The organism is Variovorax guangxiensis (assembly GCF_003952165.1).
Lineage (GTDB): Bacteria > Pseudomonadota > Gammaproteobacteria > Burkholderiales > Burkholderiaceae_C > Variovorax > Variovorax guangxiensis.
In genome coordinates this window covers 52,156-75,311 of sequence record NZ_RXFT01000018.1, presented here as the reverse complement: position 1 = coordinate 75,311, position 23,156 = coordinate 52,156, and the positions used below count along the sequence as shown (strand labels likewise).

General features: G+C 65.0%; 21 protein-coding genes and 8 tRNA genes. 6 read left to right on the top strand and 23 right to left on the bottom strand.

The features are described 5' to 3' along the window. Positions 1 to 83: 83 nt before the first annotated feature. The 4 genes from EJP67_RS29395 to EJP67_RS29380 are packed head-to-tail and all read right to left on the bottom strand — an operon-like array spanning position 84 to position 2,866. Positions 84 to 434, bottom strand: coding sequence for a cupin domain-containing protein (locus tag EJP67_RS29395; protein WP_126025253.1), 351 nt, complete (start codon positions 432 to 434; stop codon positions 84 to 86). Positions 435 to 475: 41 nt separating this feature from the next. After that, the gene (locus EJP67_RS29390) at positions 476 to 1,303 is read right to left on the bottom strand and encodes a MetQ/NlpA family ABC transporter substrate-binding protein (protein WP_126025252.1); all 828 of its coding nucleotides are present in this window, start codon (positions 1,301 to 1,303) and stop codon (positions 476 to 478) included. Between the two features lie 35 nt (positions 1,304 to 1,338). Next, positions 1,339 to 2,001: a methionine ABC transporter permease gene (locus EJP67_RS29385; RefSeq protein ID WP_093200265.1), complete on the bottom strand. Its 663-nt coding sequence runs from the start codon at positions 1,999 to 2,001 to the stop codon at positions 1,339 to 1,341. Then, entirely contained in the window at positions 1,994 to 2,866 is an 873-nt protein-coding gene (locus tag EJP67_RS29380) for a methionine ABC transporter ATP-binding protein (protein WP_126025251.1), read from the bottom strand. Before EJP67_RS29380 ends, EJP67_RS29385 begins: the two co-directional genes overlap by 8 nt. 241 nt (positions 2,867 to 3,107) lie before the next feature. Here EJP67_RS29380 and EJP67_RS29375 point away from each other — a divergent pair, with 241 nt between their 5' ends. From EJP67_RS29375 to EJP67_RS29350, 6 genes are all read left to right on the top strand, one after another. Then, entirely contained in the window at positions 3,108 to 3,920 is an 813-nt protein-coding gene (locus EJP67_RS29375) for a MetQ/NlpA family ABC transporter substrate-binding protein (protein ID WP_126025250.1), read from the top strand. Positions 3,921 to 4,107: 187 nt separating this feature from the next. Beyond that, positions 4,108 to 5,212 (top strand): peptide chain release factor 2 gene (prfB, locus tag EJP67_RS29370; RefSeq protein WP_126025249.1). Its coding sequence is split into 2 segments (ribosomal slippage): positions 4,108 to 4,188 and positions 4,190 to 5,212, totalling 1,104 coding nucleotides; the frame shifts between segments, so codons are not numbered across the junction. A 5-nt stretch (positions 5,213 to 5,217) separates the two neighbouring features. Further along, on the top strand, positions 5,218 to 5,913 hold the full coding sequence (locus EJP67_RS29365) for an HAD family hydrolase (protein ID WP_126025248.1): 696 nt from the start codon (positions 5,218 to 5,220) through the stop codon (positions 5,911 to 5,913). Continuing rightward, positions 5,900 to 8,596, top strand: a complete 2,697-nt coding sequence (pepN, locus tag EJP67_RS29360; RefSeq protein ID WP_126025247.1) for an aminopeptidase N — start codon at positions 5,900 to 5,902, stop codon at positions 8,594 to 8,596. The genes EJP67_RS29365 and pepN overlap by 14 nt, the downstream gene beginning before the upstream one ends. A 22-nt stretch (positions 8,597 to 8,618) precedes the next feature. Further along, positions 8,619 to 9,632: a class 1 fructose-bisphosphatase gene (locus EJP67_RS29355; RefSeq protein WP_126025246.1), complete on the top strand. Its 1,014-nt coding sequence runs from the start codon at positions 8,619 to 8,621 to the stop codon at positions 9,630 to 9,632. Positions 9,633 to 9,657: 25 nt separating this feature from the next. Further along, positions 9,658 to 9,733: transfer RNA gene (locus EJP67_RS29350), tRNA-Thr, on the top strand. A gap of 70 nt (positions 9,734 to 9,803) precedes the next feature. On the opposite strand, the gene EJP67_RS29345 is transcribed toward EJP67_RS29350, so the two are convergent. The 19 genes from EJP67_RS29345 to EJP67_RS29260 all read right to left on the bottom strand — a co-directional run bounded on the left by EJP67_RS29345 (position 9,804) and on the right by EJP67_RS29260 (position 23,106). Next, positions 9,804 to 10,100: a hypothetical protein gene (locus EJP67_RS29345; RefSeq protein ID WP_240650821.1), complete on the bottom strand. Its 297-nt coding sequence runs from the start codon at positions 10,098 to 10,100 to the stop codon at positions 9,804 to 9,806. Positions 10,101 to 10,345: 245 nt separating this feature from the next. Continuing rightward, positions 10,346 to 10,711, bottom strand: coding sequence for a helix-turn-helix domain-containing protein (locus EJP67_RS29340; RefSeq protein WP_126025245.1), 366 nt, complete (start codon positions 10,709 to 10,711; stop codon positions 10,346 to 10,348). Continuing rightward, positions 10,686 to 10,823 carry a hypothetical protein gene (locus EJP67_RS33750; protein WP_165909738.1) on the bottom strand — a complete coding sequence of 46 codons (138 nt, stop codon included), beginning with the start codon at positions 10,821 to 10,823 and terminating at the stop codon, positions 10,686 to 10,688. The genes EJP67_RS29340 and EJP67_RS33750 overlap by 26 nt, the downstream gene beginning before the upstream one ends. 91 nt (positions 10,824 to 10,914) lie before the next feature. Then, on the bottom strand, positions 10,915 to 11,625 hold the full coding sequence (locus tag EJP67_RS29335) for an SIR2 family NAD-dependent protein deacylase (RefSeq protein ID WP_126025244.1): 711 nt from the start codon (positions 11,623 to 11,625) through the stop codon (positions 10,915 to 10,917). Between the two features lie 42 nt (positions 11,626 to 11,667). After that, positions 11,668 to 11,744, bottom strand: a tRNA-Asn gene (locus EJP67_RS29330). A gap of 26 nt (positions 11,745 to 11,770) precedes the next feature. Further along, positions 11,771 to 11,844 (bottom strand) — tRNA-Cys (locus EJP67_RS29325). A gap of 137 nt (positions 11,845 to 11,981) precedes the next feature. Then, a tRNA-Asp gene (locus EJP67_RS29320) sits at positions 11,982 to 12,057 on the bottom strand. Between the two features lie 24 nt (positions 12,058 to 12,081). Further along, positions 12,082 to 12,157: transfer RNA gene (locus EJP67_RS29315), tRNA-Gln, on the bottom strand. Between the two features lie 11 nt (positions 12,158 to 12,168). Next, positions 12,169 to 12,244: transfer RNA gene (locus EJP67_RS29310), tRNA-Trp, on the bottom strand. Positions 12,245 to 12,269: 25 nt separating this feature from the next. Next, positions 12,270 to 12,347, bottom strand: a tRNA-Pro gene (locus EJP67_RS29305). 6 nt (positions 12,348 to 12,353) lie between these two features. Further along, positions 12,354 to 12,430 (bottom strand) — tRNA-Leu (locus EJP67_RS29300). Between the two features lie 177 nt (positions 12,431 to 12,607). After that, positions 12,608 to 12,814: a hypothetical protein gene (locus EJP67_RS29295; protein ID WP_126025243.1), complete on the bottom strand. Its 207-nt coding sequence runs from the start codon at positions 12,812 to 12,814 to the stop codon at positions 12,608 to 12,610. A gap of 267 nt (positions 12,815 to 13,081) precedes the next feature. After that, the gene (locus tag EJP67_RS29290; RefSeq protein WP_206169571.1) at positions 13,082 to 13,597 is read right to left on the bottom strand and encodes a hypothetical protein; all 516 of its coding nucleotides are present in this window, start codon (positions 13,595 to 13,597) and stop codon (positions 13,082 to 13,084) included. 35 nt (positions 13,598 to 13,632) lie between these two features. Continuing rightward, positions 13,633 to 14,103: a hypothetical protein gene (locus tag EJP67_RS29285; protein WP_165909737.1), complete on the bottom strand. Its 471-nt coding sequence runs from the start codon at positions 14,101 to 14,103 to the stop codon at positions 13,633 to 13,635. A gap of 25 nt (positions 14,104 to 14,128) precedes the next feature. Then, positions 14,129 to 14,443, bottom strand: coding sequence for a hypothetical protein (locus tag EJP67_RS29280; protein ID WP_206169570.1), 315 nt, complete (start codon positions 14,441 to 14,443; stop codon positions 14,129 to 14,131). 13 nt (positions 14,444 to 14,456) lie between these two features. After that, positions 14,457 to 18,977 carry an RHS repeat-associated core domain-containing protein gene (locus EJP67_RS29275; RefSeq protein ID WP_126025241.1) on the bottom strand — a complete coding sequence of 1,507 codons (4,521 nt, stop codon included), beginning with the start codon at positions 18,975 to 18,977 and terminating at the stop codon, positions 14,457 to 14,459. A gap of 6 nt (positions 18,978 to 18,983) precedes the next feature. After that, positions 18,984 to 19,427 (bottom strand): DcrB-related protein, encoded by a 444-nt coding sequence (locus tag EJP67_RS29270; RefSeq protein ID WP_132801238.1) that lies wholly within the window; start codon positions 19,425 to 19,427, stop codon positions 18,984 to 18,986. A 26-nt stretch (positions 19,428 to 19,453) separates the two neighbouring features. Beyond that, on the bottom strand, positions 19,454 to 19,891 hold the full coding sequence (locus EJP67_RS29265) for a hypothetical protein (protein ID WP_126025239.1): 438 nt from the start codon (positions 19,889 to 19,891) through the stop codon (positions 19,454 to 19,456). A 41-nt stretch (positions 19,892 to 19,932) separates the two neighbouring features. Continuing rightward, complete coding sequence (locus EJP67_RS29260) at positions 19,933 to 23,106, bottom strand: type VI secretion system Vgr family protein (RefSeq protein WP_126025238.1); 3,174 nt, start codon at positions 23,104 to 23,106, stop codon at positions 19,933 to 19,935. Between the last annotated feature and the right edge of the window lie 50 nt (positions 23,107 to 23,156).

Sequence of the window (23,156 nt, the reverse complement as noted above, 5' to 3'; positions counted from 1 at the left end):
TAAAGGAGGAGGGCCGCAGGCCCGGGGGACATTCGCGGAGGGGAGTACCCGGCGGCCTGTGCACGCGCCCCGGACCAACCGCCTCACTCTTCGTCGGCGTCGTTTCCCGTCAGGGCCAGGACTTCTTCGACGAAGCCTTCGAACAGCGGCAGCGAGGCCGGCAACCCTTCGAGCGATTCGGCTTCACCCGCATCGAAGAAATGCGCCTTGCCCGCTGGAATGGAAGCCCACTCGCCGGCTTCGAGCAGCAGCCCGATATAGCCGTCATCGGTCGGCAGATAGAAGAGCCCGGCGCTCTCGAGCACGCGCTGCCCCTTCTTCCTGCCGCGCCCCCAACTCACGCCCTGCCCGGCCAGGCGTTCGGTGATCCAGCCGTCGCACACGTGTGTGTCGCGCCAGCTTCCCTGGGCATCGAATACGGCCAGAACGGGCATGGGGCGTCCTTTTCTCGAAGAAGGATGAAGGAAAGGAAGGATTACTGCAGGAAACCGGGCTTGGCGTAACCCTGGAATTTGCTGTCAACCACCGCCTTGAACTCCTTCGAGCGGTAGGCATCGGCGATGTCCTTGGCCCACTGGGTGTTCTTGTCGGCGGTCTTCACGGCGACCACATTCAGGTAGTAGTCGGGCGTCTTTTCGAGCACCACGGCCTCGGTGAGCTTCAGGCCCGAGGAAATCGCGAAGTTGCCGTTGACGATGGCGTACTCGGTGTCGCCGAGCGAGCGCGGCAGCTGGGCGGCTTCGAGCGGAATGAACTTCAGCTTCTTCGGGTTCTCGGCCACGTCCTTCTCGGTGGCGCGTAGCGGGTCGATGCCGGTCTTCAGCGTGAGCAGCTTGTTCTGCTCCAGCAGCACCAGCGCGCGGGCCAGGTTGCTCGGGTCGTTCGGCAGCGTCACGCGGTCGCCTTCCTTCACATCGGCCAGCGTCTTGCGCTTGGTCGAGTACACGCCCATGGGCGCGATCGGGCCCTGCACCAGTTCGGCGAGGTCGAGCTTCTGGTCGGCCGCGAACTTCTTCAGGTAGACCTGATGCTGGAAGAAGTTGGCGTCCAGCGAGCCCTGGGCCAGCGCGAGGTTGGGCTGCACATAGTCGTTGAACTCGACCAGCTTCACCTTGTAGCCCTTCTTCTCGAGGATGGGCACGATGCCCTGCTTCAGCTGGTCGGCGTTGGAGCCGGCGGTGCCGCCGATCACGAGGTTCTTCTTGGCGGGGTCTTGCGCATGGGCCTGCAGCGAGAGGCCGCCCAGGGAAAGGGCTGCCAGCGACAGGGCGAGAACGGAACGGCGCAGGAAAACGGTCTTCATGAGATTGGAAAAGCTGGAAGGGAAAAAGTGAGAGATCAACGCTTGTCGAGCCTGCGTGCCGTGGCGTTGCCGGCGAATTGCAGGATCTGTACCAGCACCACGAGCAGCGCCACGGTGAGCACCATCACGTCGGTCTGGAAACGGTAGTAGCCGTAGCGGATGGCCAGGTCGCCAATGCCGCCGCCGCCCACCACGCCGGCCACCGCCGAGTAGGAAAGGAAGCTCACGGCCAGCACGGTCAGCGCCAGCACCAGGCCCGAGCGGGCCTCCACCAGCAGCACGCGCCAGACGATCTGCAGCTCGGTCGCGCCCATGGCGTGGGCGGCCTCGATCACGCCGCGCGGCACTTCGCGCAGGCACTGGTCGACCAGCCGGGCCAGGTAGGGAATGGCCGCGAACGACAGCGGCACCGCCGCCGCCAGCGGCCCGATGGAGGTGCCCGCGATCACCCGCGTGAACGGCACCAGCGCCACCAGCAGGATGATGAAGGGGAACGAGCGCACCGTGTTCACCAGCCAGTTGAGCACCAGGAACGCCGGCTTGTTCTCCAGCGACTGGCCCGGTCCCAGCAGGAACAGCAGGATGCCCAGCGGCCCGCCGATCAGCACGGCCGCCGAGAGGCCGATGGCCAGCATCATGAAAGTCTGGCCGGTAGCGACCCACAGCTCGGGGAGGATGGGGGCGATGTTCTCAAACATAGGCCAGCTCCTGCGCTCCGAACTGGGCCGACGGCTGCGCCGGGCGCGATTCGCGCGCCTCGCGCTCGCGGCGGCGCACCAGCTCGTCGATCTCGCGGCCCAGCGCGGTCTTGCGCTCGGCCTCGCCGGCCGCATCGACCGCGAACTGCTCCACCAGCCGGCCTTTCTCGAGGATGGCCACGTTGCGGCACAGCACTTCCACCACCGACAGCTCGTGCGTGACGATCACGATGGTCACGCCGATCTTCTGGTTGATGTCGCGCAGCGTCTCCAGCAGCGAGCGCGTGGTTTCGGAATCGAGCGCCGAGGTGGGCTCGTCGCACAGCAGCACCTGCGGGCGCGGCGCCAGCGCGCGGGCGATGGCCACGCGCTGCTTCTGGCCGCCGGAGAGCTGGGCCGGGTAGGTGTCGATCTTCTCCGCCAGGCCGACCAGGGCCAGGCACTCGCGCACGCGGGCGTCGATCTCGGCCTTGGAATGGCGGCCGTGGATCTTCAGCGGGAAGGCCACGTTGTCGAACACCGTGGCGTTCTGCAGCAGGTTGAACTGCTGGAAGATCATGCCGATGTTCTGGCGCGTGTCCCGCAACTCGCTGCGCGAGAGCGTGGTGAGGTCGCGCCCGCCGACGAAGACGCGGCCCGCGTCGGGCCGCTCCAGCAGGTTGATGAGGCGCAGCAGCGTCGACTTGCCGGCGCCGCTCTTGCCGATCAGGCCGAACACGTCGCCCTGCTGGATGTCGAGCGACAGCGAATGCACGGCGTCGAACACCTCGCCGCTGGGCAAGGCGAAGGATTTCTGCACCGATTGGAGACGGATGACTGGCGCCGCGTGATCGCCGCGGCCCTGGTCAGGCGTAGGGTGGGTCATGGAGAAGAAGCGCAGCCCGCGCGGGTGGCGCAGGTCGCGTAGGTTCGAAAAAAGGTGCCGAGTATGAAAAGAAACGCAGCGAAAGGGAACGAACAAAAAGGATGCTGTTTATACGAATAGGCACATAAGAGAAGTCCGTGATGGGCGCGACACGCCATATCGATATGCAGATTGGTTCGTTCCCTTCCGCGGCCGGCAATGCCACATTCGCGCCTTCGTTTTTTTCGATCCGCGCAAGCACATGCATACCAATTTCCGCCGCCGCACCTTCGCCCTCGCCACCCTGGCTGCCACCCTCTTCGCAGGCTCCGGCGCCTTCGCGCAGGACAAGAACAACATCAAGGTCGGTGTCTCCGTCGGCAACGGCGAGCAGATCTTCGAGGTGGTCAAGAAGGTCGCCGCCAAGGACGGCCTGAACATCCAGGTGGTCGTGTTCAACGACTACCAGCTGCCCAACGCCGCGCTGGCCTCGGGCGACCTCGACGCCAACGCCTTCCAGCACCAGCCCTTCCTGGACAACCAGAACAAGGCGCGCGGCTTCGACATCGTGCCGGTGGGCCTGACCATCACCGCGCCGCTGGGCTTCTACTCGCGAAAGATCAAGTCCATCGACCAGCTGCCCGACGGCGCCACGGTCGGCATCCAGAACGACCCGTCCAACGGCAACCGCGCCCTGCTGCTGCTGCAATCGGCCGGTCTCATCACGCTGAAGCCGGAGGCGGTGAAGAACAACACGGCCACGCCGCTGGACGTGGTCACCAACCCGAAAAAGCTGAAGCTGGTGGCGCTCGACGCAGCCCAGCTGCCGCGCTCGCTGGACGACCTGACCATCGCCTCCATCAACAACGACTACGCCGAGAAGGCCGGCCTGTCGCTGAACAAGGACGCGGTGATCAAGGAATCGCCCAAGAGCCCCTACGCCAACCTGATCGCCGTGCGCCGCGCCGACAAGGACAAGCCCTGGGCGAAGCGCCTGGTGGCGGCCTACCAGTCGCCCGAGGTGAAGAGCTTCATCGAGACGCAGTTCAAGGGCTCGCTGGTTCCGGCGTTCTGACGACTCTTGCTCCCTCCCACGCTGGGGGAGGGCCGGGGGTGGGGCAAGCGGCGCTCGCATGGGACGCCCTGCCCGCCCCCATCCCAGCCTTCCCCCAGAGGGGGAAGGAGCAATACGGGGGCCTCCTCGGTGGAAGACCGGAGCATGAGAAAATGCCCGGTTTCCCCGAACACAGTCAGGACACCCCATGGACGCAGAACAGATCAACCAAATCGGCGCGATGCTCGCGGACCTGAGCGCCCGCACGGTCGATTTACGGAGGTATCTTTGACTACGATGCCAAGGCCGAACGTCTGAGGACGGTCAACGCATCGCTCGAAGATCCCAACGTCTGGAACGACCCGAAGAAGGCCCAGGAGCTGGGCAAGGAAAAGAAGTCGCTCGACGACGTGGTCGTCACGCTCGACCGGCTCACCAGCGGCCTGTCGGACAACACCGAGCTGTACGAGATGTCTAAGGAAGACGGCGACATCGCCGGCCTGCAGGCCATCTCCGATGACGCCGCCACGCTCGAAGCCGACATCAAGCAGCTCGAGTTCCGCCGGATGTTCAACAACCCGGCCGACCCGCTGAACGCCTTCATCGACATCCAGGCCGGCGCCGGCGGCACCGAGGCCTGCGACTGGGCCAGCATGCTGCTGCGCCAGTACACGAAGTACGCCGAGCGCAAGGGCTTCAAGGCCCAGCTGGAAGACGAAACCCCCGGCGACACCGCCGGCATCAAGAGCGCCACCATCAAGGTGGAAGGCGACTACGCCTTCGGCCTGCTGCGCACCGAAACCGGCGTGCACCGACTGGTGCGCAAGTCGCCCTTCGACTCTTCGGGTGGCCGCCACACCAGCTTCGCCAGCATCTTCGTGTACCCGGAGATCGACGACTCCATCGAGATCGAGATCAACCCGGCCGACGTGCGCACCGACACCTTCCGCGCCAGCGGCGCCGGCGGCCAGCACATCAACAAGACCGACTCGGCCGTGCGCCTGACGCACATCCCGACCGGCATCGTGGTGCAGTGCCAGGATGGCCGCAGCCAGCACAGCAACCGCGACGTGGCCTGGAAGCGCCTGCGCTCGCGCTTGTACGACCACGAGATGCGCAAGCGCCAGGAAGAACAGCAGAAGCTCGAAGACAGCAAGACCGACGTGGGCTGGGGCCACCAGATCCGCAGCTACGTGCTGGACAACAGCCGCATCAAGGACCTGCGCACCAACGTCGAAGTCTCGGCTACGCAGAAGGTGCTCGACGGCGACCTCGACGTGTTCATCGAGGCCTCCCTCAAGCAAGGCGTGTGATACCGATGAGCCTGCAAAGCCTGAAGGGTGGCAAGGTCGAAGCCTTCATCTTCGACATGGACGGCACCATGATCGACTCCATGCCCTGGCATGCGCGGTCGTGGGTCGAGTTTGCGCACAACCACGGCGTGAAGCTTGACGTGAGCGAGATTCTTGCGCGCACCACCGGCCGCACCGGCACGGAGAGCATGCGCGAATTGTTCGAGCGCGAGCTTTCCGACGACGAGTGCCAGGCCATGGTGCACGAGAAGGAAGAGATCTACCGAGCCCTTTTCCACGACAACTTCACCGAAGTCGCAGGCTTCACGGCCTTTGCCAAGGCAGCGGTTGCACACGGCCTGAAGGTGGCGGTCGGCACGGCCGGCGACAGGCACAACATCGAGTTCGCCATGTCGCGCCTGAAGATGGACCCGCTGCCGCTGGCCATCGTGGGCGGCGACGAGGGCTTCTCGGGCAAGCCCACGCCCGCCATCTTCCTGGAGGCCGCGCGCCGCATCGGCGTTGCGCCCGAGCGCTGCATCGTCTTCGAAGACGCGCCCTTCGGCATCGAAGCCGCACGCCGCGGCGGCATGCGCGCCGTGGCCGTGTGCAGCACCCATTCCGCCGCCGAGCTTGCCGGCCCCCATGTGATCGCCGCGGTTCGCGACTACGACGAACTCGCCCATTCGAATTTTCTGGAGACCCTCGATGCTGCAGCGTGACGCCCAAGGGCAACCCATCGCCATCCGCCGCGAAGACTACGCGGCCCCGGCCTATTGGATCGACACCGTCGACCTGACCTTCGACCTCGACCCCGCCAAGACCCGCGTGCTCAACCGCATGCAGATGCGCCGCAACCCCGAGGTGCCGGTGCAGCCGCTGCGCCTGGACGGCGACGAGCTGAACCTGGCGCGCGTGCTGGTCAACGGCCAGGGCGCCTCGTTCCGCATGGAGGGCGAGCAACTCGTCATCGACGGCCTGCCCGACAGCTTCGAGCTCGAGATCTTCACCACCTGCTGCCCCATCAAGAACACCAAGCTGATGGGCCTGTTCGTGAGCGAGGACACCTTCTTCACGCAGTGCGAAGCCGAGGGCTTCCGCCGCATCACCTATTTCCTCGACCGCCCGGACGTGATGGCGAGCTACACCGTCACCCTGCGCGCCTCGAAGGCGGCATACCCGGTACTGCTGTCGAACGGCAACCTCGTCGAGCAGGGCGAGCTGCCCGAGGGCCGCCACTTTGCCAAGTGGGTCGACCCGTTCAAGAAGCCCAGCTACCTGTTCGCGCTGGTGGCGGGCAAGCTGGTGGCGCGCGAGCAGCGCATCAAGGCGCGCAGCGGCAAGGAGCACCTGCTGCAGGTGTACGTGCGCGCCGGCGACCTCGACAAGACCGAGCACGCGATGAACTCGCTCATCAACTCGGTGCTGTGGGACGAGGCCCGCTTCGGCCTGCCGCTGGACCTGGACCGCTTCATGATCGTCGCCACCAGCGACTTCAACATGGGCGCCATGGAGAACAAGGGCCTGAACATCTTCAACACGAAGTACGTTCTGGCCAACCAGGCCACCGCCACCGACGCCGACTACAGCAACATCGAGAGCGTGGTCGGCCACGAGTACTTCCACAACTGGAGCGGCGACCGCGTGACCTGCCGCGACTGGTTCCAGCTCTCGCTGAAAGAGGGCCTCACCGTCTTCCGCGACCAGGAATTCAGCCAGGACCTGTGCGCCGACGCATCGGCGCGCGCCGTCAAGCGCATCGAAGATGTCCGCGTGCTGCGCACCGCCCAGTTCCCCGAGGACGCGGGCCCCATGGCCCACCCGGTGCGACCCGACAGCTACATCGAGATCAGCAACTTCTACACCGTCACCATCTACGAGAAGGGTGCCGAGGTGGTGCGCATGATGCAGACGCTGGTCGGCCGCAAGGGCTTCGAGAAGGGCATCACCCTCTACTTCGAGCGCCACGACGGCCAGGCCGTGACTTGCGACGACTTCGCGCAGGCCATTGCCGACGCCAACCCTGAATCGGAACTCGCCCGCCTGCTGCCCCAGTTCAAGCGCTGGTACAGCCAGGCCGGCACGCCGCGTCTTGCCGCCCACGGCGTGTACGACGCGCAGAACCACAGCTACACCCTGAGCGTGGTGCAGAGCTGCCCGCCCACGCCGGGCCAGCCGACCAAGGAACCCTTCGTCATTCCGCTGAACGTCGGCCTGCTCGACGCCAGCAGCGGCCGCGAGCTGCCGCTGCAGCTGGAAGGCGAGAGCGAAGCAACGCACGGCACGCGCACCGTGGTGCTGTCGCGCGCCGGTGAGCAGATCACCTTCACGGGCCTCGACGCGGAGCCGGTGCCTTCCATCCTGCGCGGCTTCAGCGCGCCGGTGATCCTCGACTTCGAGTACACCGACGCCCAGCTGCTCACCCTGCTGGCCAACGACCCCGATCCGTTCAACCGCTGGGAAGCCGGCCAGCGCCTGGGCCTGCGCGCCGCGCTGAACGGCATTGCCGCCCTGGCCACCGACACCACGCCGGTGCTGAACGACGCGTACATCGACGCCATGCGCAGCGTGCTGCGCAACCCGCAGCTCGACGCCGCCTTCAAGGAACTGGTGCTCACGCTGCCCTCGGAGACCTACATCGCCGAGCAGCTCGACGTGGTCGACCCGCAGCGCGTGCACCTGGTGCGCGAAGCCATGCGCGCCCAGCTGGCCACGGCCCTTTTTGCCGACTGGGAGTGGGCCTACGAACAGAACCACGACACCGGCGCCTACAGCCCCGACCCGACCTCGTCGGGCCGCCGTGCGCTGGCCGGCATGGCGCTCAACTTCCTGTGCCTGGCGGCGCGCTCCTCGGGCGACGTCGTTTGGCCGGGCAAGACGCTGCAGCGCTTCAAGGACGCGGGCAACATGACCGACCGCTTCAACGCGCTCAACGCGCTGGTGTCGTCGGGCCACATGCTGGCGGCGCAGGCGCTGGCGCGCTTCCACGCCATCTTCAAGGACGAGGCGCTGGTCATCGACAAGTGGTTCTCGCTGCAGGCCGGCGCACCCGACCGCGGCGGCGACATCCTGCCGCTGGTGAAACAGCTGATGAAGCACCCCGACTTCTCGCTGAAGAACCCGAATCGCGCGCGCAGCGTGATCTTCAGCTACTGCAGCGCCAACCCCGGCGCCTTCCATCGCCCCGACGCAGCCGGCTACGTTTTCTGGAGCGAACGCGTGATCGAGCTCGACGCCATCAACCCGCAGGTTGCCGCACGCCTCGCGCGCGCGCTCGACCGCTGGAGCAAGCTGGCCGAGCCCTACCGCAGCGCCGCGCGCGAGGCGATCGCCCGCGTGGCGGCCAAGCCGGACCTGAGCAAAGACACGCACGAAGTCGTCACGCGTGCCCTGGCCGGCAACTAAGCAGAGACTCAACAGAAAGCATATGGCTCAACAAAAGATTTCCCTCACCCGCTACCTCGTCGAACAGCAGCGTGCCGACGGCCTCATCCCCGGCCAGCTGCGCCTGCTGCTCGAAGTGGTCGCGCGCGCCTGCAAGAGCATCAGCCAGGCCGTCAACAAGGGCGCGCTGGGCGGCGTGCTCGGCACGGCAGAGAGCGAGAACGTGCAGGGCGAGATCCAGAAGAAGCTGGACATCATTGCCAACGAAGTGCTCATCGAGGCCAACGAATGGGGTGGTCACCTCGCGGCCATGGCCAGCGAGGAAATGGACAGCATCTACGTAGTGCCGAACCGCTATCCACAGGGCGAATACCTGCTCATGTTCGACCCGCTCGACGGCAGCAGCAACATCGACGTGAACGTCAGCATCGGCACCATCTTCAGCGTGCTGAAGAAGCCCGACGACCACCCCGGCGTGCAGGAAAGCGACTTCCTGCAGGCGGGCACCCAGCAGGTGGCCGCCGGCTACTGCATCTACGGCCCGCAGACCACGCTCGTGCTGACCGTGGGCAACGGCGTGGCCATGTTCACCCTCGACCGCGAGCAGGGCAGCTTCGTGCTGACGCAGGAAGACATCCAGATCCCGCCCGACACCAAGGAATTCGCGATCAACATGAGCAACATGCGCCACTGGGACGAGCCCGTGAAGCGCTACATCGACGAATGCCTGGCCGGCAAGGAAGGCCCGCGCGGCAAGGACTTCAACATGCGCTGGATCGCCAGCATGGTCGCCGACGTGCACCGCATCCTGATGCGCGGCGGCGTTTTCATGTACCCCTGGGACAAGCGCGAGCCCGAAAAGGCCGGCAAGCTGCGCCTGATGTACGAGGCCAACCCGATGAGCTGGCTGGTCGAGCAGGCCGGCGGCGCAGCCACCAACGGCAAGCAGCGCATCCTGGAGCTGCAGCCCACCAAACTGCACGAGCGCGTGAGCGTGATGTTGGGTTCTAGAAACGAAGTTGAACGTTTGACGCAGTACCACGCCGAGAAGGCCTGATTTCTTGGCTATAATCTGAGGCTTCGCCGGTGTAGCTCAGTCGGTAGAGCAGCTCATTCGTAATGAGAAGGTCGGGTGTTCGATTCATCTCTCCGGCACCAAATCAAAAGCCCCGCTATTTTTTCGATAGCGGGGCTTTTTGTTGGCGGCCCTGAGAAGCCGGGCCGGAGATCAGGCCGAAGCCGCCGATGCGCTCATGGCCCCGGGCGGGTCGCCTGCATTGATCTGCTTCAGCAGTTCTTGAGAGAGTTGTGCCGCATCGTCAGCCAAGTCTGCGGCGATCCACATGACGCGGTCTCGGTGCGTCGCTCCGATCGCGTCGAACCAATCGCATCCGTCCCCGTAGCAACACTTCAGCAGAGATTGCAATTGGGACAACTTTTTCTCAAGAAGATCAGCCGCGTCGGATGAGGCGAATGCGCCGTGGGAGGTGGGCGCGTCTTGCCCGGCGATAATTTGATCAGCCATTTGATGTGCTTTCTTGCAAAGTTAGTGCACGTTGATTGGTCAGACGGCCATGGTGTTAGCGCACCTTGGCCGTCGCCTTTTGTGCCTCACATCGACATCGCTGCGGTGTGCATCGATGTCCCGCCGTGAGGCGCGGCGGTCGTTCAAATGTATGGGAGAACCTTGCTGGCGGGGGACTCCATGCAGTGAACAAATTGGGGATCGCGCCGACTTTGCGTAGATGACCGCGATCGTTGCGGCGGCGCTCAGGCCTTGATCTGCCTGGCCTTCGCACGGCCGGGCGCACGTCGCGGTGCCTTGTAGTCCGGATCGACCGCCCTGAGTGCCTCAGGCATCTTCTCTGCAATGGCGATCAGCGTCTTTGCGGCGCCTGTCGGTTCGCGGCGGCCCTGCTCCCACTGCTGCAGAGTGCGCACCGACACGCCGAGCAACTTGGCAAAGCCGGCTTGCGACAGGCCGGTGTTCTCGCGTGCAGCAACGAGAGGCGTATATACCTTGCGCGTCTTCCCGGCACCCATTTCGCGTGCCGACTGCACAAGCAATGCCTCCAAGTCCTGGCTCGCTTCGAAAGCGGCCAGTTCGGCATCACTCATTGGCTTCTTCTGCGGCATCGCGCAACTCCTTCAAAGTTTCGCCGGAGATCGAATCGAGATTCGCTTTGGCGTAGATCAACAACAGGACCACTTCACCGGGCTTCTTGCGGTTGAAGTACACAACCCGCACGCCGCCACTCTGTCGCCCCATTTCCCGTCAAACGCAAAAAGGCCCGCCATCGAAACGATGGCGGGCCTTTGATTGCAGGCATCCAAATGAACTACGAGCCCGCTTCACTCAACCACCTGGCAGCCAGTGCAGGCACCACGTCCGTCGCCCTGCCCTGCAGGAAGGTGAAGCCACGCGGCACCTCTTCCATGTCGAGCGCGACAAGCACTTTCTCGGCGCCGCGGTCCGCATACCGCACGAGCGACGCCGCCGGATAGACCGTGAGCGAGGTGCCCACCACCAACACGCGCGCCGCGGTGGCCACGTGCTCCTCGGCCTCCTCGAAGTGCTGCACCGCCTCGCCGAACCACACGATGTCGGGCCGCAGCTGGGTGCCGTCTTCGCAGAGTTGCCCCATGGCAATGGGATTTCCGTCGATGCGATAGCGCTTCGGCTCGGGCTCCGAGGTGCCTCGCGCGTAGGCGAGTTGCCCGTGCAGATGCACCACGTTGCGCGACCCGGCACGCTCATGCAGCGCGTCGACGTTCTGCGTGACGATCACGACTTCGTATGCCGCCTCGAGCGATGCGATGGCAGCGTGCGCGGCATTCGGCTGTGCCTGCCATGCCTTCTCGCGCCGCTCGTTGTAGAAGGCCAGCACCGCCTCCGGGTGCCGCTGCCAGCCTTCGGGGCTGGCGAGTTCCTGCCACGAGTAGCTGTTCCACAGCCCCTTGGCATCGCGGAACGTGGGCAGGCCGCTCTCCGCGCTCACGCCGGAGCCCGAGAGCACGACGAGCTTGTTCGGCTTGACCTTGGGTTTCATGCTTCGGTGCTCCTTCTGCGTGGCTGTCGTTGAATTGTTGGTTGGCTCCCCGAACACGAATCGAACGTGTGACCTGCGCATTAACAGTGCGCCGCATCTACCAGCTGAGCTACCGGGGAAAGATTGGTTGAAGGATATATATGGATGGAGGCGCGACCCGGAGTCGAACCGGGCTGGACGGATTTGCAATCCGCTGCACTGCCGCTTTGCTATCGCGCCGGAATCGAGCCTGATGATGGCGTTGGTGGTGGATCGTCTTCGAGTCGAACGAAGTATTCCCGAAGGAGACGGGTTACAGCCCGCTGCAGTCGCCAGTGCTGCTCACGATCCATCGAGGAGAAAACTCGATCGGTGAATGGCGTTCCGCAGGGGAATCGAACCCCTGGCTTCCTCCTGGACAGGGAGGCACTCTGGCCACTGAGTTAGCGGAACGAAAAAGAGAAAAAAAAGAAAAGCTGGCAAGCCCTCAAGGATTCGAACCTTGGATCCCGGGATCAAAACCCGGTGCCTTGGACCACTAGGCGAAGGGCCCGCAAAAAAGATTGGCGCGCGCGGAAGGATTCGAACCTTCAACCGTTGGGTTTGGAGTCTAGTGCTCTGCCAGTTGAGCTACACACGCACAAGAGAAAGCGAAAAAAAAGAGATGGTCTGAGTGGCAGGATTTGAACCTGCAGCCTCCTGCTTCCAAGGCAGGCCGTCTACCAGATTGACACTACACCCAGAGAAATTGGTGCCCCAGGGGAGACTCGAACTCCCAGAATTCCGCTTCTAAGGCGGACACGTCTACCAGTTGCGTCACCGGGGCTGAAAAGAAAATGTTTGTGGCTGCTGCCGCGAATTTTTAAGGAGCACTCACAAGGCTCGAACCCTGTGCGGGCAGCACGATCGCTGCTCGTGAACGAATGACATGAAAACGAAGAGGCCCGGAACCTCGCGGTGTCCGGGCCTCTTCTGTTCGAGAGAGAGCTTGGGAGGTCTGCGCCTATGCGCGTCCTCCACCCGGTTGCACCTGATCCTGGTAATCGCATGGCCACAGATTGGCCTGCGGGTTGGGCATCGGATACGGGAGTTGATTGAGTTGCTGCTGCAGCAGCGGCTGCAGGCCGAGACCATCGTGCGAAGCGACGCGCACGAACACGTTGCCGGATGCGGGGCAAGTGCTGTAGATGCGGATCGTTGCGGCTTTCACGTTGGGTCCTGTTGGCGTTGAGTGTGGTGGACTGTAAATAGTCTTTACACAATCGTCAACTGCTTGGACAAATTTTTTTCAAGCACTGTTGCAGCAAGCGCCGGGCAACGACGCCTTGAATGCGACGACGAATGCCGTGTAGCCCTGCGCACTGTCTGTGGGCTTCAACAGGGCATCCGCAATCAATGACGGCCGTGCAGGCGTCATGCGCTCATGGAGTTGAATGTCAGTCGCAGAACGCGCCGCCATGGCAAGTTCAGAGGTTCATCAAACGATCTCGGCGAACAGGCTCTCAAGCACATTCGCCGGCAAGCCGTCGAGCTGCGTGGTGCAGCCCGGTGAAGGCAGAAAGAAATACGGGTGGGTCACTTCCTGCAGCCCCTGCGCCGCAAGCACGGCCCGGCCCTTGTCGATCGAAGCCCTCGCCGCTTCAGGCAACCTCGCCGGATCGATCGGATGATTGGCATCGCCTCGGTCAACCATGCCCCACTTCCTGTCGAAGCAGTAGACGGCAAACAGTGGCGCCTTCGACGAGATGTAGAAGCGAACATCGAATTCGAAACGCTTCTTCAACACCGCATCCCGGCCCGACAGCTTGCACGTCAGCGACTGCGCGGGGTTGTAGTTCATGTCGTCGTCCAGAACGAATGCAATGCCCAAGCCGTTCGACAGCGCAGCACCCAGGCCGGCGACCAACAGCGCGTGCTCATGCACGCAGCCGATGGGCTGCGCAATCGCGTCCATGATGAACGGTGGAAGCATCGACGGCAGCGTGTTCTTCAAAGAGCTCTTCTCCATGGGTGCATCGGGGGCCACGCTCAACGCTGCAGCATCGAGCGGTAATAGTCCGCGAGCGCAATGTATGGAAGCAGAACACCAGCAAGCTTCGTCAGCACCAGCACGTCGCCCTCCTCTTCGCGGAAATGAGCCGTGACGCCAGATGGAAGCAGAACCACCTGCTCATCGCCTAGGTCGAAGCTTGCCGCACCCTCGACGGCGAACGCGGCTTGCGACGGTCCAGCGATGTCCGCGAAGCCGGGCAATTCGCAATCGCCGAAAAAGTCGATGGTGTCGTGCGAAAAGCGTTCATCACTGTCGAAGTGAAAGTTGACGCTCCAGCCGTCGAAGTCGAAGGTGTACACGATCCCCGACCCCGTGCGCCATTGCTCGTCGGCCTCTTGCTCGCAGGCTTTTTGCTCCGGAATGCTCATGCCCGCGGCCAGATGCACGGCGCCTCGCTCGAGGTAGCGCAGAAGGTCGAGCTGCCCGGCGATGGCTTTCTTCAACATTCGACGTACTTCACCAGCCTCCGTTTCACCGGAGACGGAAGTTCTCTGCCGCACTGTCGAGCCACTCCTGCTGAGCAGGAATGTACACCGCCAGTCTTTCCAGGAATGAAGCAAAGCGCTCGAATATCTTCACGGACTCGGAATCCTCGGAGGCATGGCCCCAGCCCGTAGTGTGGGAATCTTCGAGCTGGTCCAGGATCTTGAAGAAAACCTCGCTGTTGCGCGCGATGTCTTCGGGCTCGAGCGCCATCAAGCCAAGCATGAAACGCACCTCGTCAGCCACGGAAAGCAGCGAGGGCGCGTTCTGTAAGTCTTCGTACAACAAGTCGATCGATTTCATGGACTGCGTGGCTTCATGGATAAGGGGACCCTGTGGTCGGAATGTGCGCGCCATTCCTGTCGCTCGCAAATGTGCCCCATGTTCCGTCGGTGCGAAAGTTCTCGAATCCGCCACCAGCGACCGGCCGCCTGGCAATCGACGTCGTAGCCCCGGCCGACGAGTTGCCGCCGGCGGGCGCGACCGGATCGGCTCCATGACCATGCACCCGATAGTTGTAGCCTGGGCCAGTCGACTCGTACTTGTACCCTCCGGCGGGAAAGCGGTTTGGATCCGGACGCCACACATCGGTGAGACCGCCACCTTTTGCCCACTGGTCAATGTCCGAGTACTTCACTTTTCCACTGTTCACCAATTCAGAGGGGTCAATCGGTCGTTTGGTGAACTTCCCGGTCAGCACGTCCCGCCAGCGTTTGGCACGGCTATCAAAGGTACAACTCCACCCCCATGGATCGACCCACATCACCGGGTTAGGCGCGTAGCTCTGGAGATTCAGTCCGCCAGCGAGGCCGATCGGGTCTGAGCTGATGAACCGCCCGATGTCTGGGTCATAGAACCTGAAAGTGTTGTAGTGCAACCCCGTGTCCCGATCCAGATACTGGCCCTGGAAGCGCAGGTTCTGCGTGAAGGTTTCGGGGGAGTCCTCGACAGCGCTCAGGGGACGCCCGTTCAGTGAGGCGACCTCCCAGTTCTCTGCAACGGTCGCACCCCAGGTACGATAGCTTGCGCGCCAGCACAGGCTTCCGCTGTTGTTGCTCAGCTCCTCGGGCAGGCCTGTAGGTCCGTTGTGAAAGTGAAAGACCTGCGCGACCGGAGCGTCGTGGTGAGCGGGCTCGGCCCTTGCATCCAACCGTGCCACCGGCACATAGCTCCCAGCCTCGTACACATAGCTAACCACCTGAGCCCCCCTGCGCTCCTCGATCAGCCGCATCCCCTCCCAGACAAACCGCGTGCTGCCGAACGCATCGTGCTTGGCCACGCGCCGCCCGATCGCGTCGTAGTCGAAGCGCGTGACCTGCGTGGTGGCTTCGGGCGTGCCCGGGCGCCGCGTGGTGTGCACGGCCACGAGGCGGCTTTCGTCGTCCCACTCGAAGCGCTGGTCGGTGTGCCTGCCCGACAGCTTGCGCACCAGCCGGCCGTGGCCGTCGTAGCTGTAGCGCTTGTCCTCGAAAACGCGCACGAGGTTGTCGCGCACGTAGCCGGGCGCGGTTGATGCGTCGAGCAGGTTGCCTGCGGGGTCGTAGGCAAAGCGCTCGCTGTTGGCCGCGCCGCGCACGCTTTCTTCGATGCGGCCGGTTGCGTCGTATCGGTGCCCCGTCGTGCCCTGGAGCGAATGGCGGCTCTGCCGCAGCTCGCCCACGGGGTCGTAGCTGTATTCCTTCATCAGCCCGTCGAGAAGGCGGGCCCCGGGGGTGCCCGCGGCGTCGATGGCCTGGCGCCAGCTCGGGTCTTGCGTAGTGAATGCCGAATCCAGTCCGCCGGGGCGACACCACGACGCGGCCCGCCGGCCCAGTGGGTCCAGCGCAAAGCGCGTGTGCAGTGCGCCCTGACTGCGCGCCACTTCGCGATGCAGGTCGTCGCGCTCGATGTCGCTGATCAGCTGGTGCACCACGGGTGCGTCGCCATGCTGCTGCGACAAGTTGACCTGATGCAGGTGCCCAGAGCCGTAGTACAGGTAGTTCAGCGCGCGCTGCACGCCCGGCTGCGAAGCGATGGCGGGCAGAACGGTCTGCGTGCGGTTGCCGAGTTCGTCGTGCGCGTGGTGCAGGGTGTGGGTCTCGCCGGTGAGCTCGTCGATGGCCGTCTCTTCGACGAGCCGCCCGAGCTTGTCGTAGACGAATGTGGTTCGATGCAGCGCGCGCGGCTCGCCAGCCGTACCGGGTTGCTGCGCTTTCAGCTTCGTTGCTTCGGTCAGGCGGTCCAGCTGGTCGTAGCTGTAGCGGTAGCAGTGGCGCCCGGTGCGCTTCTCGACGAGGCGGCCCACGGCATCGCGCAGCAGTTCGGTACGCAGGGGGCCGGCCGCGCGATGCGGTTCGGCGCCTTCATGCAGTGCGAGGTCGTCGTCGCCGATGCCCGGTACATGGGTGATGCACACCGGCCAGCCGTTGGCGTCGTATTCCACCTGCACGCGTGTGCCGCCCACGCGACGCTCTTCAACCACGCGGTCGGCGGCGTCCCGCGCGAACTCGAAGTGCAGGCCGTTCTCGTTGACGATCGCCTGCAGGCGCTGGCCGCCGTCGTAGTGCCAGGCGATGCGGCGCCCCTCGGCGTCCTGCCGCACCAGCGGCTGGCCGCGCAGGCCGAGCGCGAAATGCGTGCTGCGGCTCAGCGCATCGGTGGCGGCGACGATGCAGCCGGCCGCATCGCGGCGCAACGACTGGTGGCTCTGGTCGGGCTGCGACACCGACAGCAGCCGCCCCATGGCGTCGTGCGTCAATCGCGTGCGCTGGCCCATGGCATCGGTCACGGTCTGCAGGTGGCCCCAGCCGTCGTATGCATAGCGCGTGGTCTTGCCGGAGCAGTCGGTCAGCGAAAGCAGCTGCGCGCAATCGTTCCACGTCATGCGGTTGGTGCCGCCCTTGCCGTCGGTCACCACGATTGGCAGGCCCCGCCTGTCGTAGGCGTACTCGGTGGTATGGCCCAGCGGGTCGGTCTCGCGCACCATGTTGCCCTGGTCGCTGTAGGCGTAGGTCCAGGTGCTGCCGTCCGCGAGGGTCTGCCGCCAGGGCTCGCCGAACTCGGTCCAGCCGGTGCTCTGCGTGCGGCCCAGCGCATCGGTGCGGCTGGCCATGAAGCCCATGGGGTCGTAGGTGCAGCGCGTGGTGGCACCGCCGGGCTCGGTGATGGCGACGAGCTGGCGCAGCTCGTTGTACTGCGCATGCCATTGCCGGCCCGCCGCGTCGATGTAGTCGGTGACCTGTTGGTCGGCATTCCAGTGCCAGGCGTACTCGCGTCCGAGCTGGTCGACGACCAGTGTTTGGCCCAGCGCCAGCGCGTCGTCCGCGGCAGGCGGCACGCGCCGGACGGTGTAGCTCTCGCCGTCGTTGGTCCAGTGGCGGACCACGTGGGCTTCGCCGCCCTGGCCGCGCCACTCGTAGCGGCATTCCAGCCCTGCGGCGTCGGCATGGAAGTCCATGAGGCCCTGGGCGTCGTAGCCGAAGCGGCGCACCACCGCGCCGTTGCGGTCGGTCACCTCGAGCAGCCTGCCTTCGGCGTCGTGCCTGTAGGTCACCAGCAGGCCCGGCAGCTCGCCGGATGCGCCGGCGGCCAGGCGCACCGCGCACACCCGGCGGCTCTCGCCCGCGTACTCAAGCGCCAGCAGCCGGCCGGTGCTGTCGGTCAGCTCGACCAGCCGGCCCAGCGCGTCGTGGCGCAGGTCGATGAAGTTGCCGTTGCGGTCTTCCAGCCGCGCGAGCTTCAGCGTCTGGACGCGCGGCTCGCCTTCGGCTGGTGGCTCGAACAGGAAGAACAACCCGCCCGGCACATGGATGAAGTAGTGGCCGCCTTCGGTGCGGCACAGGTCGAGCCCGTCGCGCAGGCTGTACTGCCGCGTGCCGGGCTCGATGCCGGGCAGCACCATCGGCCGGCCCTGCTCGTCGATGAGCGTGACCACGGGCTGGCCTTCGTCGTCGCTGCCCAGCCGCAGTTCCATCGAATAGGGCAGGCTCCAGCCCTGCCCCAGCGGGCCGTCGCGGCGCAGGTCGTGGCTGCTGTAGAAGCGCTGCCATGCGATGGGCAACGGCCCCGGCAGGCTGAAGTCGAGCTCGCTCTCGCCGCCCAGGAACTTGCCGCCCGTGGCCGCATGCACCGGATTGCCGAAGGAGCTGACCATGCCGTGGATGCCCATGCCAAGCCCCACCGCTCCTTCGATCAGGCAAGGCAGCGCGTTCTTGCCCTGCCGCGCGAGCTTGGGCAGGCAGCGCAGGCCGCGATAGATCATGACCAGGTTGAAGATGGTCACCAGCACCTTGGAGATGAGCGGCACCTCGTCGGCCACATCCCGCACGCGCGCGGTCGGCCCGCCGATGAAGACCGTGGGCGCCCCGTCGCTCACCTTGGCGCCGCACTCGGTGTGGTCGTCCTTGCGCGAGGCCACGCCCATGTTGATGAACACGGTCTCCGCGCCCTCGGCAAGAAGAATCTGCGGCGAGTCGTTCTTGCAACTCACCGTGTCCATGGGAGCGTCGGGCGAGGCCCGCGCCGCGCCCAGGGCCTTGCCGCCGATGAACACGTCCGACGATCCGCTGGTGATCATCCCGGTCACGGTGAGCGTCTCGGGCACCAGCGCATCGGCGATCGACTCGCCCAGGCTCGCGCCGACGTAGCCGCCGGCCATGCGCGCGCCCACGACCACCGCGCCCGCCACCAGCGGCCCGGCGAGCCCACCGGTGCCGACCACGGCCGCTGCTGCCACGCCCACCGCGAAGCCCACGGCGATGCCGCCGATCAGTCCGCCGGCGAACTTGGCCCAGAAGCGCGCGTGCGCGTTGGTGTGGGCAATGGGGTCGTGCAGGCGTGCAGCTGGTTGGCCGGCCATGGCGCCTCAGGCCCTCGGCTGGAAGCTCTCGAGCACGCGCCGCCACAGCGCGATCGCCTCGGCATCGAAGGGCACGGGGCTGCTGGCCGTGAGGATCAGCACGCTCCTGCCGCCCGGGTCCTGCGGCAGCAGGAACACGGCCTGGCGTTGATGCAGCGCCTGGCCGTTCTGCTTGAACTGCGTCACCAGCTCGATGGCGTGCAGGCTCGCGATCGCCGGGCCCACGGCGATGTCGGTGCGCGACACCTCCTTGAGCTGGCTCACCTGGCGCGTCAGGTCGTTCATCTGCCGCGTGACGAACTGCGCCAGGGTTTCCTGCGTTCGCAGCGCGTCGCGGCTCACGATGAGCGTGGTGCCCGACCCATCGGGCATCGCGAGGACGTTCATCGAGCGGTCGATGCGGCCGTCTTCGGGGATGTCGAACTGGCCTTCGTTGAGGTGGTAGCGCATGCGGGGTGCTCTTCGGCTCAATGCGGTCAGGAAGGATTGAAGGCAATGAACGCCAGACATCCAGGGTTCTTCTCCCTGAAGCCGAACGAAAGTCTTCCCCAGCCGAGCGTGGCGGTGTAGCTCGTCGCTTCGTTCATGGACCTGCCTCGCGGTACATCCGTGATGGCGAGATCGACGTAGTGCCGCTTGACCTCGTCCAGCGGCACACAGCGCCCTTGCACTTCGAGAACGAGGAATCCCGGATGCGCCCCTTCGCGCTTGATCCGGAGGTCGAACTTCGAAACCTCGACGCCATCCTCAAAGCGCACCGGGGTTCCCTCGAAGAACTGGAAAACTTCTCCACCCGGCGCGTTGGTATCTGAAAGCTGGGTCGAGACGACACTCTCGACCTTCGCTTTCGAAAATGGAATCTGCGCCACCAGCATGTCGATCGCCAGCCACAAAGTTATTGCCGCTTGAGTCACTGCTCGCCTCACTACCTGTCTGTAAATTCATCCCTCGGCGGCTAGTGCCCGCCAAAGCGCTTGTCGTAACCGTTTCCGTAGTACTGGGTGTACGGCTCATTGGTCGTGGAGGTGGTCATCTTGCCAATTGCCTTGCCCATCGTGCTTCGAGCACGCGCCCAGTCGCCTGTTTGCGCAGCCTTGTCAAAGGCGTTGTTGTAGATATCCATCGTTGACTTCGGATATCCAGCCATGATGTCCACGTTCGTACCCTTTAGGATCTGGCGCTGAACCCAGATCTGATTGACGGCACCAGCGCCTTCATCGCTCAGGCTGCTCCGGATATAGCTTTCCTTGGATGTGATGTCAGGGGGCAGTGTGTAGAACGCATGTCCGACCTCGTGGGCCAACGCATTCGTCGCCCCGATTGCGTTCGACTTGTACTTGCCGTCTATCACGATCCGGCCTTCATCTCGAATGACGTAGGAACCTTTTCCGGTTTCGCCGTAGACGGCCTTCCAATGCGCATCCTTCAGCGCCTTCAGCTGTTTTTGCAACAGGGATGAATGGATTGCGTACCAGTCGACGTCGTTGCCCAGCCCCGAAGGCGTCCAGTCCAACGGCGCAGCGGATTTGGCCAGAGGTTTCCCCTTGGGCGTACCCTGCGCGGCTGTCGCAGTAATAGCAGGCGCAGGTGCCATCAAATCCGCTTCCTCTGCTGCCTCCTCCTGACTTGCTGCCCCAATTGGCGCATCGCAATTCAGGAAGATCTTCCCGCCCCGCTGGTCCAGGTTGTCCGTGAAGTTCACCAGCCCCTTCACCCCGTTGATCTGCACCGTGCCGTCCGCCAGCAGCACGATCGACGACTTGCCGCAGATCAGCGAGATGCTGGTCTTCGCGGTGACGAACACGTCCTGCTCCGCCGCCTGGATCACCACCGACTTCTGCCCGGTGAGGTTCGCGTTGGCCGCGGTGGAGGTGACGGAGGCGTCGGTCTTCGACACCAGGTTGATCGCACCGGCACCGGCGTGGGAGACGATGTCGCCGTCGGACACCACGTTGATCTGCCCGCCCTCGCTCACCTGCGTGAGCATGCCCTTGGCGGCGAGCTGCGTGAGCTGGGCGCCGGTGGTCATGGTCAGCGCCGAGACGGAGCGCATCGACACGCTCTGCCCCGAGCTCACCACGATGGGCCGGGGGCTGATCATCGTCTGGCCCTCGGGGCTCACGATGGAGACCACGGGCTTGTCGATCTTGCGCGAGAGGTCGAGCATCTGCTGCGCGTCTGCCATGGCCGGATCGGGGTCGTCCGAGACGCCGGCCTCGGGCGATCCGCCGGCCGCCAGCGCGGCGACGGCCTGCGACACGCCGCCGAGCGACTGCACCCCCTGCACCAGCCCCGAGAGCGTCTGGTTCTTGCCCTGGGCCATGGCGCTCACGAGCGATTTGGTCGCGGCCACGGCCTGCCCCGCCGCCTGCATGAGCGCGTTGCTCTGCGCGAGCGTGGCGCCCATCTGCTCGTGGCCATCGGGGTTGTCGCGCGAGGTCTTCTGCGCGAAGTCCTGCGTGTAGGTGGTCAGCAGAAGGCCCTTGTCGGCGCGGATGGAGCCCCACTCGTTGGTGCGCAGCTCGAAGCCGTAGCTGCGCTGCACACCCGAGCCCTGGTTCATCAGATAGCCCATGTGCAGGTGGGTGTTGCCGTGGTCGGTCGACAGCTCGATGTGCTCGGTGCCGCGGCTGTCCTCGAAGCGCAGCATGTGCTTGCCGCCGCCGCCCTTGCTCCAGTGGGTCTGGAAGCCGGTCTGGGTCTTGTGGCGCGGCAGCTCCCACGGTGGCATCTGCGCGGCGTTGTAGACGCAGCCGGTGACGATCGGATGGTCAGGGTCGCCGTTGAGGAAATCGACAATCACCTCCTGGCCGATGCGCGGGATGTGCATCGCGCCGTAGTTGCTGCCGGCCCAGGTCTGCGAGACGCGGATCCAGCACGAGGAGTTCTCGTCGCGCTTGCCGTAGCGGTCCCAGTGGAACTGCACCTTGATGCGGCCGTACTGGTCGGTGTGGATCTCCTCGCCCGCCGGGCCGACCACCACCGCGGTCTGCGGCCCGGTGGTGCGCGGCTTCGGCGTGACGCGCGCTGGGCGATACGGCGCACTGTCGGGCAGCACCTCGAAGCTCTGGCGGTAGCTGGTGCTGCTGGTCGACTCGCTGTAGGCGGCGTCCGCCGCGCCGACCACGCGCAGCGCGTTCTCCTGGAAGTCGTAGGTCACGGCCTCGATCAGGTAGCAGCGGTTCTCCTGCGCGTTCGGGTGGCGCGCCAGCTCGAAGAGGTAGCCGGGCGCCATGTGGCGCAGGTTGCCCTCGGCACTCACCAGCTCGCGGCGCCCCGCGAGCTGCTCCAGCCGCAGGCGCGCGTAGTTCTCGCCGTCGGCCAGCTCGGTGTAGCCGCCGGGCCAGTCGTAGATCTCGAAGCTGTCGCGGCTGTGGCCGGCCGGCTGCTGGCGCACGGTGTCTATCTCGGCGTTCGGCTTCCTGAAGTCGTAGTCGTCGGCCGCGAAGTTGCCCGATGCGATGTCCTCCGAATGGCTCCAGCTGTCGACGAAGTCCTGCTCGAGGATCTGCGCGGCGAGCACGCCCGCGTGATAGGGCACCCTCACCGGACCGGCGGGCAGCTCGGTGTGCGAATCGGCACCGTCGCACAGCACCAGCTGATGGCTGCCCTGCGCGTGCGAGAAGAAGTAGTAGATGCCCTCCTGCTCCATGAGCCGGCTGGCGAAGTTGAAGTCGCTCTCCGAGTACTGCACGCAGTAGTCCCAGGTGCGGTAGCTGCCGGTGAGCCGCGCGTCGATGGCGAAGCCGTAGGGCGCGAGCACCTCCTGCAGGATCTGCGGGGCGGTCTTGAACTGGAAGATCCTGAAATCGGAGCGGCGGGTGGCGTACCACAGCCAGGGGCGCAGCGTGGCCTCGTACACGCACATGTCGCCGTCGTCCTTGCCGATGTAGGCGAAGCGCGTGACCTGCCCGCTCAGGAAGCGGCTGCCGGCGCCGCCGAGTTCGGTGGCGAGGTTCACCTCGATGCTCATGTCCTCGCCCAGCATGCTCCGGGGCTGGATGTTGGGCATGTCGCTGACGAGCCGCACGCGGTGCTCGAACAGCTCGGAAATGCGCTCCTGCCCCGTCATCGAGCGGAACTTCAGGCGCTCGCCCAGCGCGCTGTGGGCGATGAAACTGCGGGTCATTCCTGGAAAGCTCCCTGGTCAATGAACCCGGCGCGGGCCGCGCGAGTGGC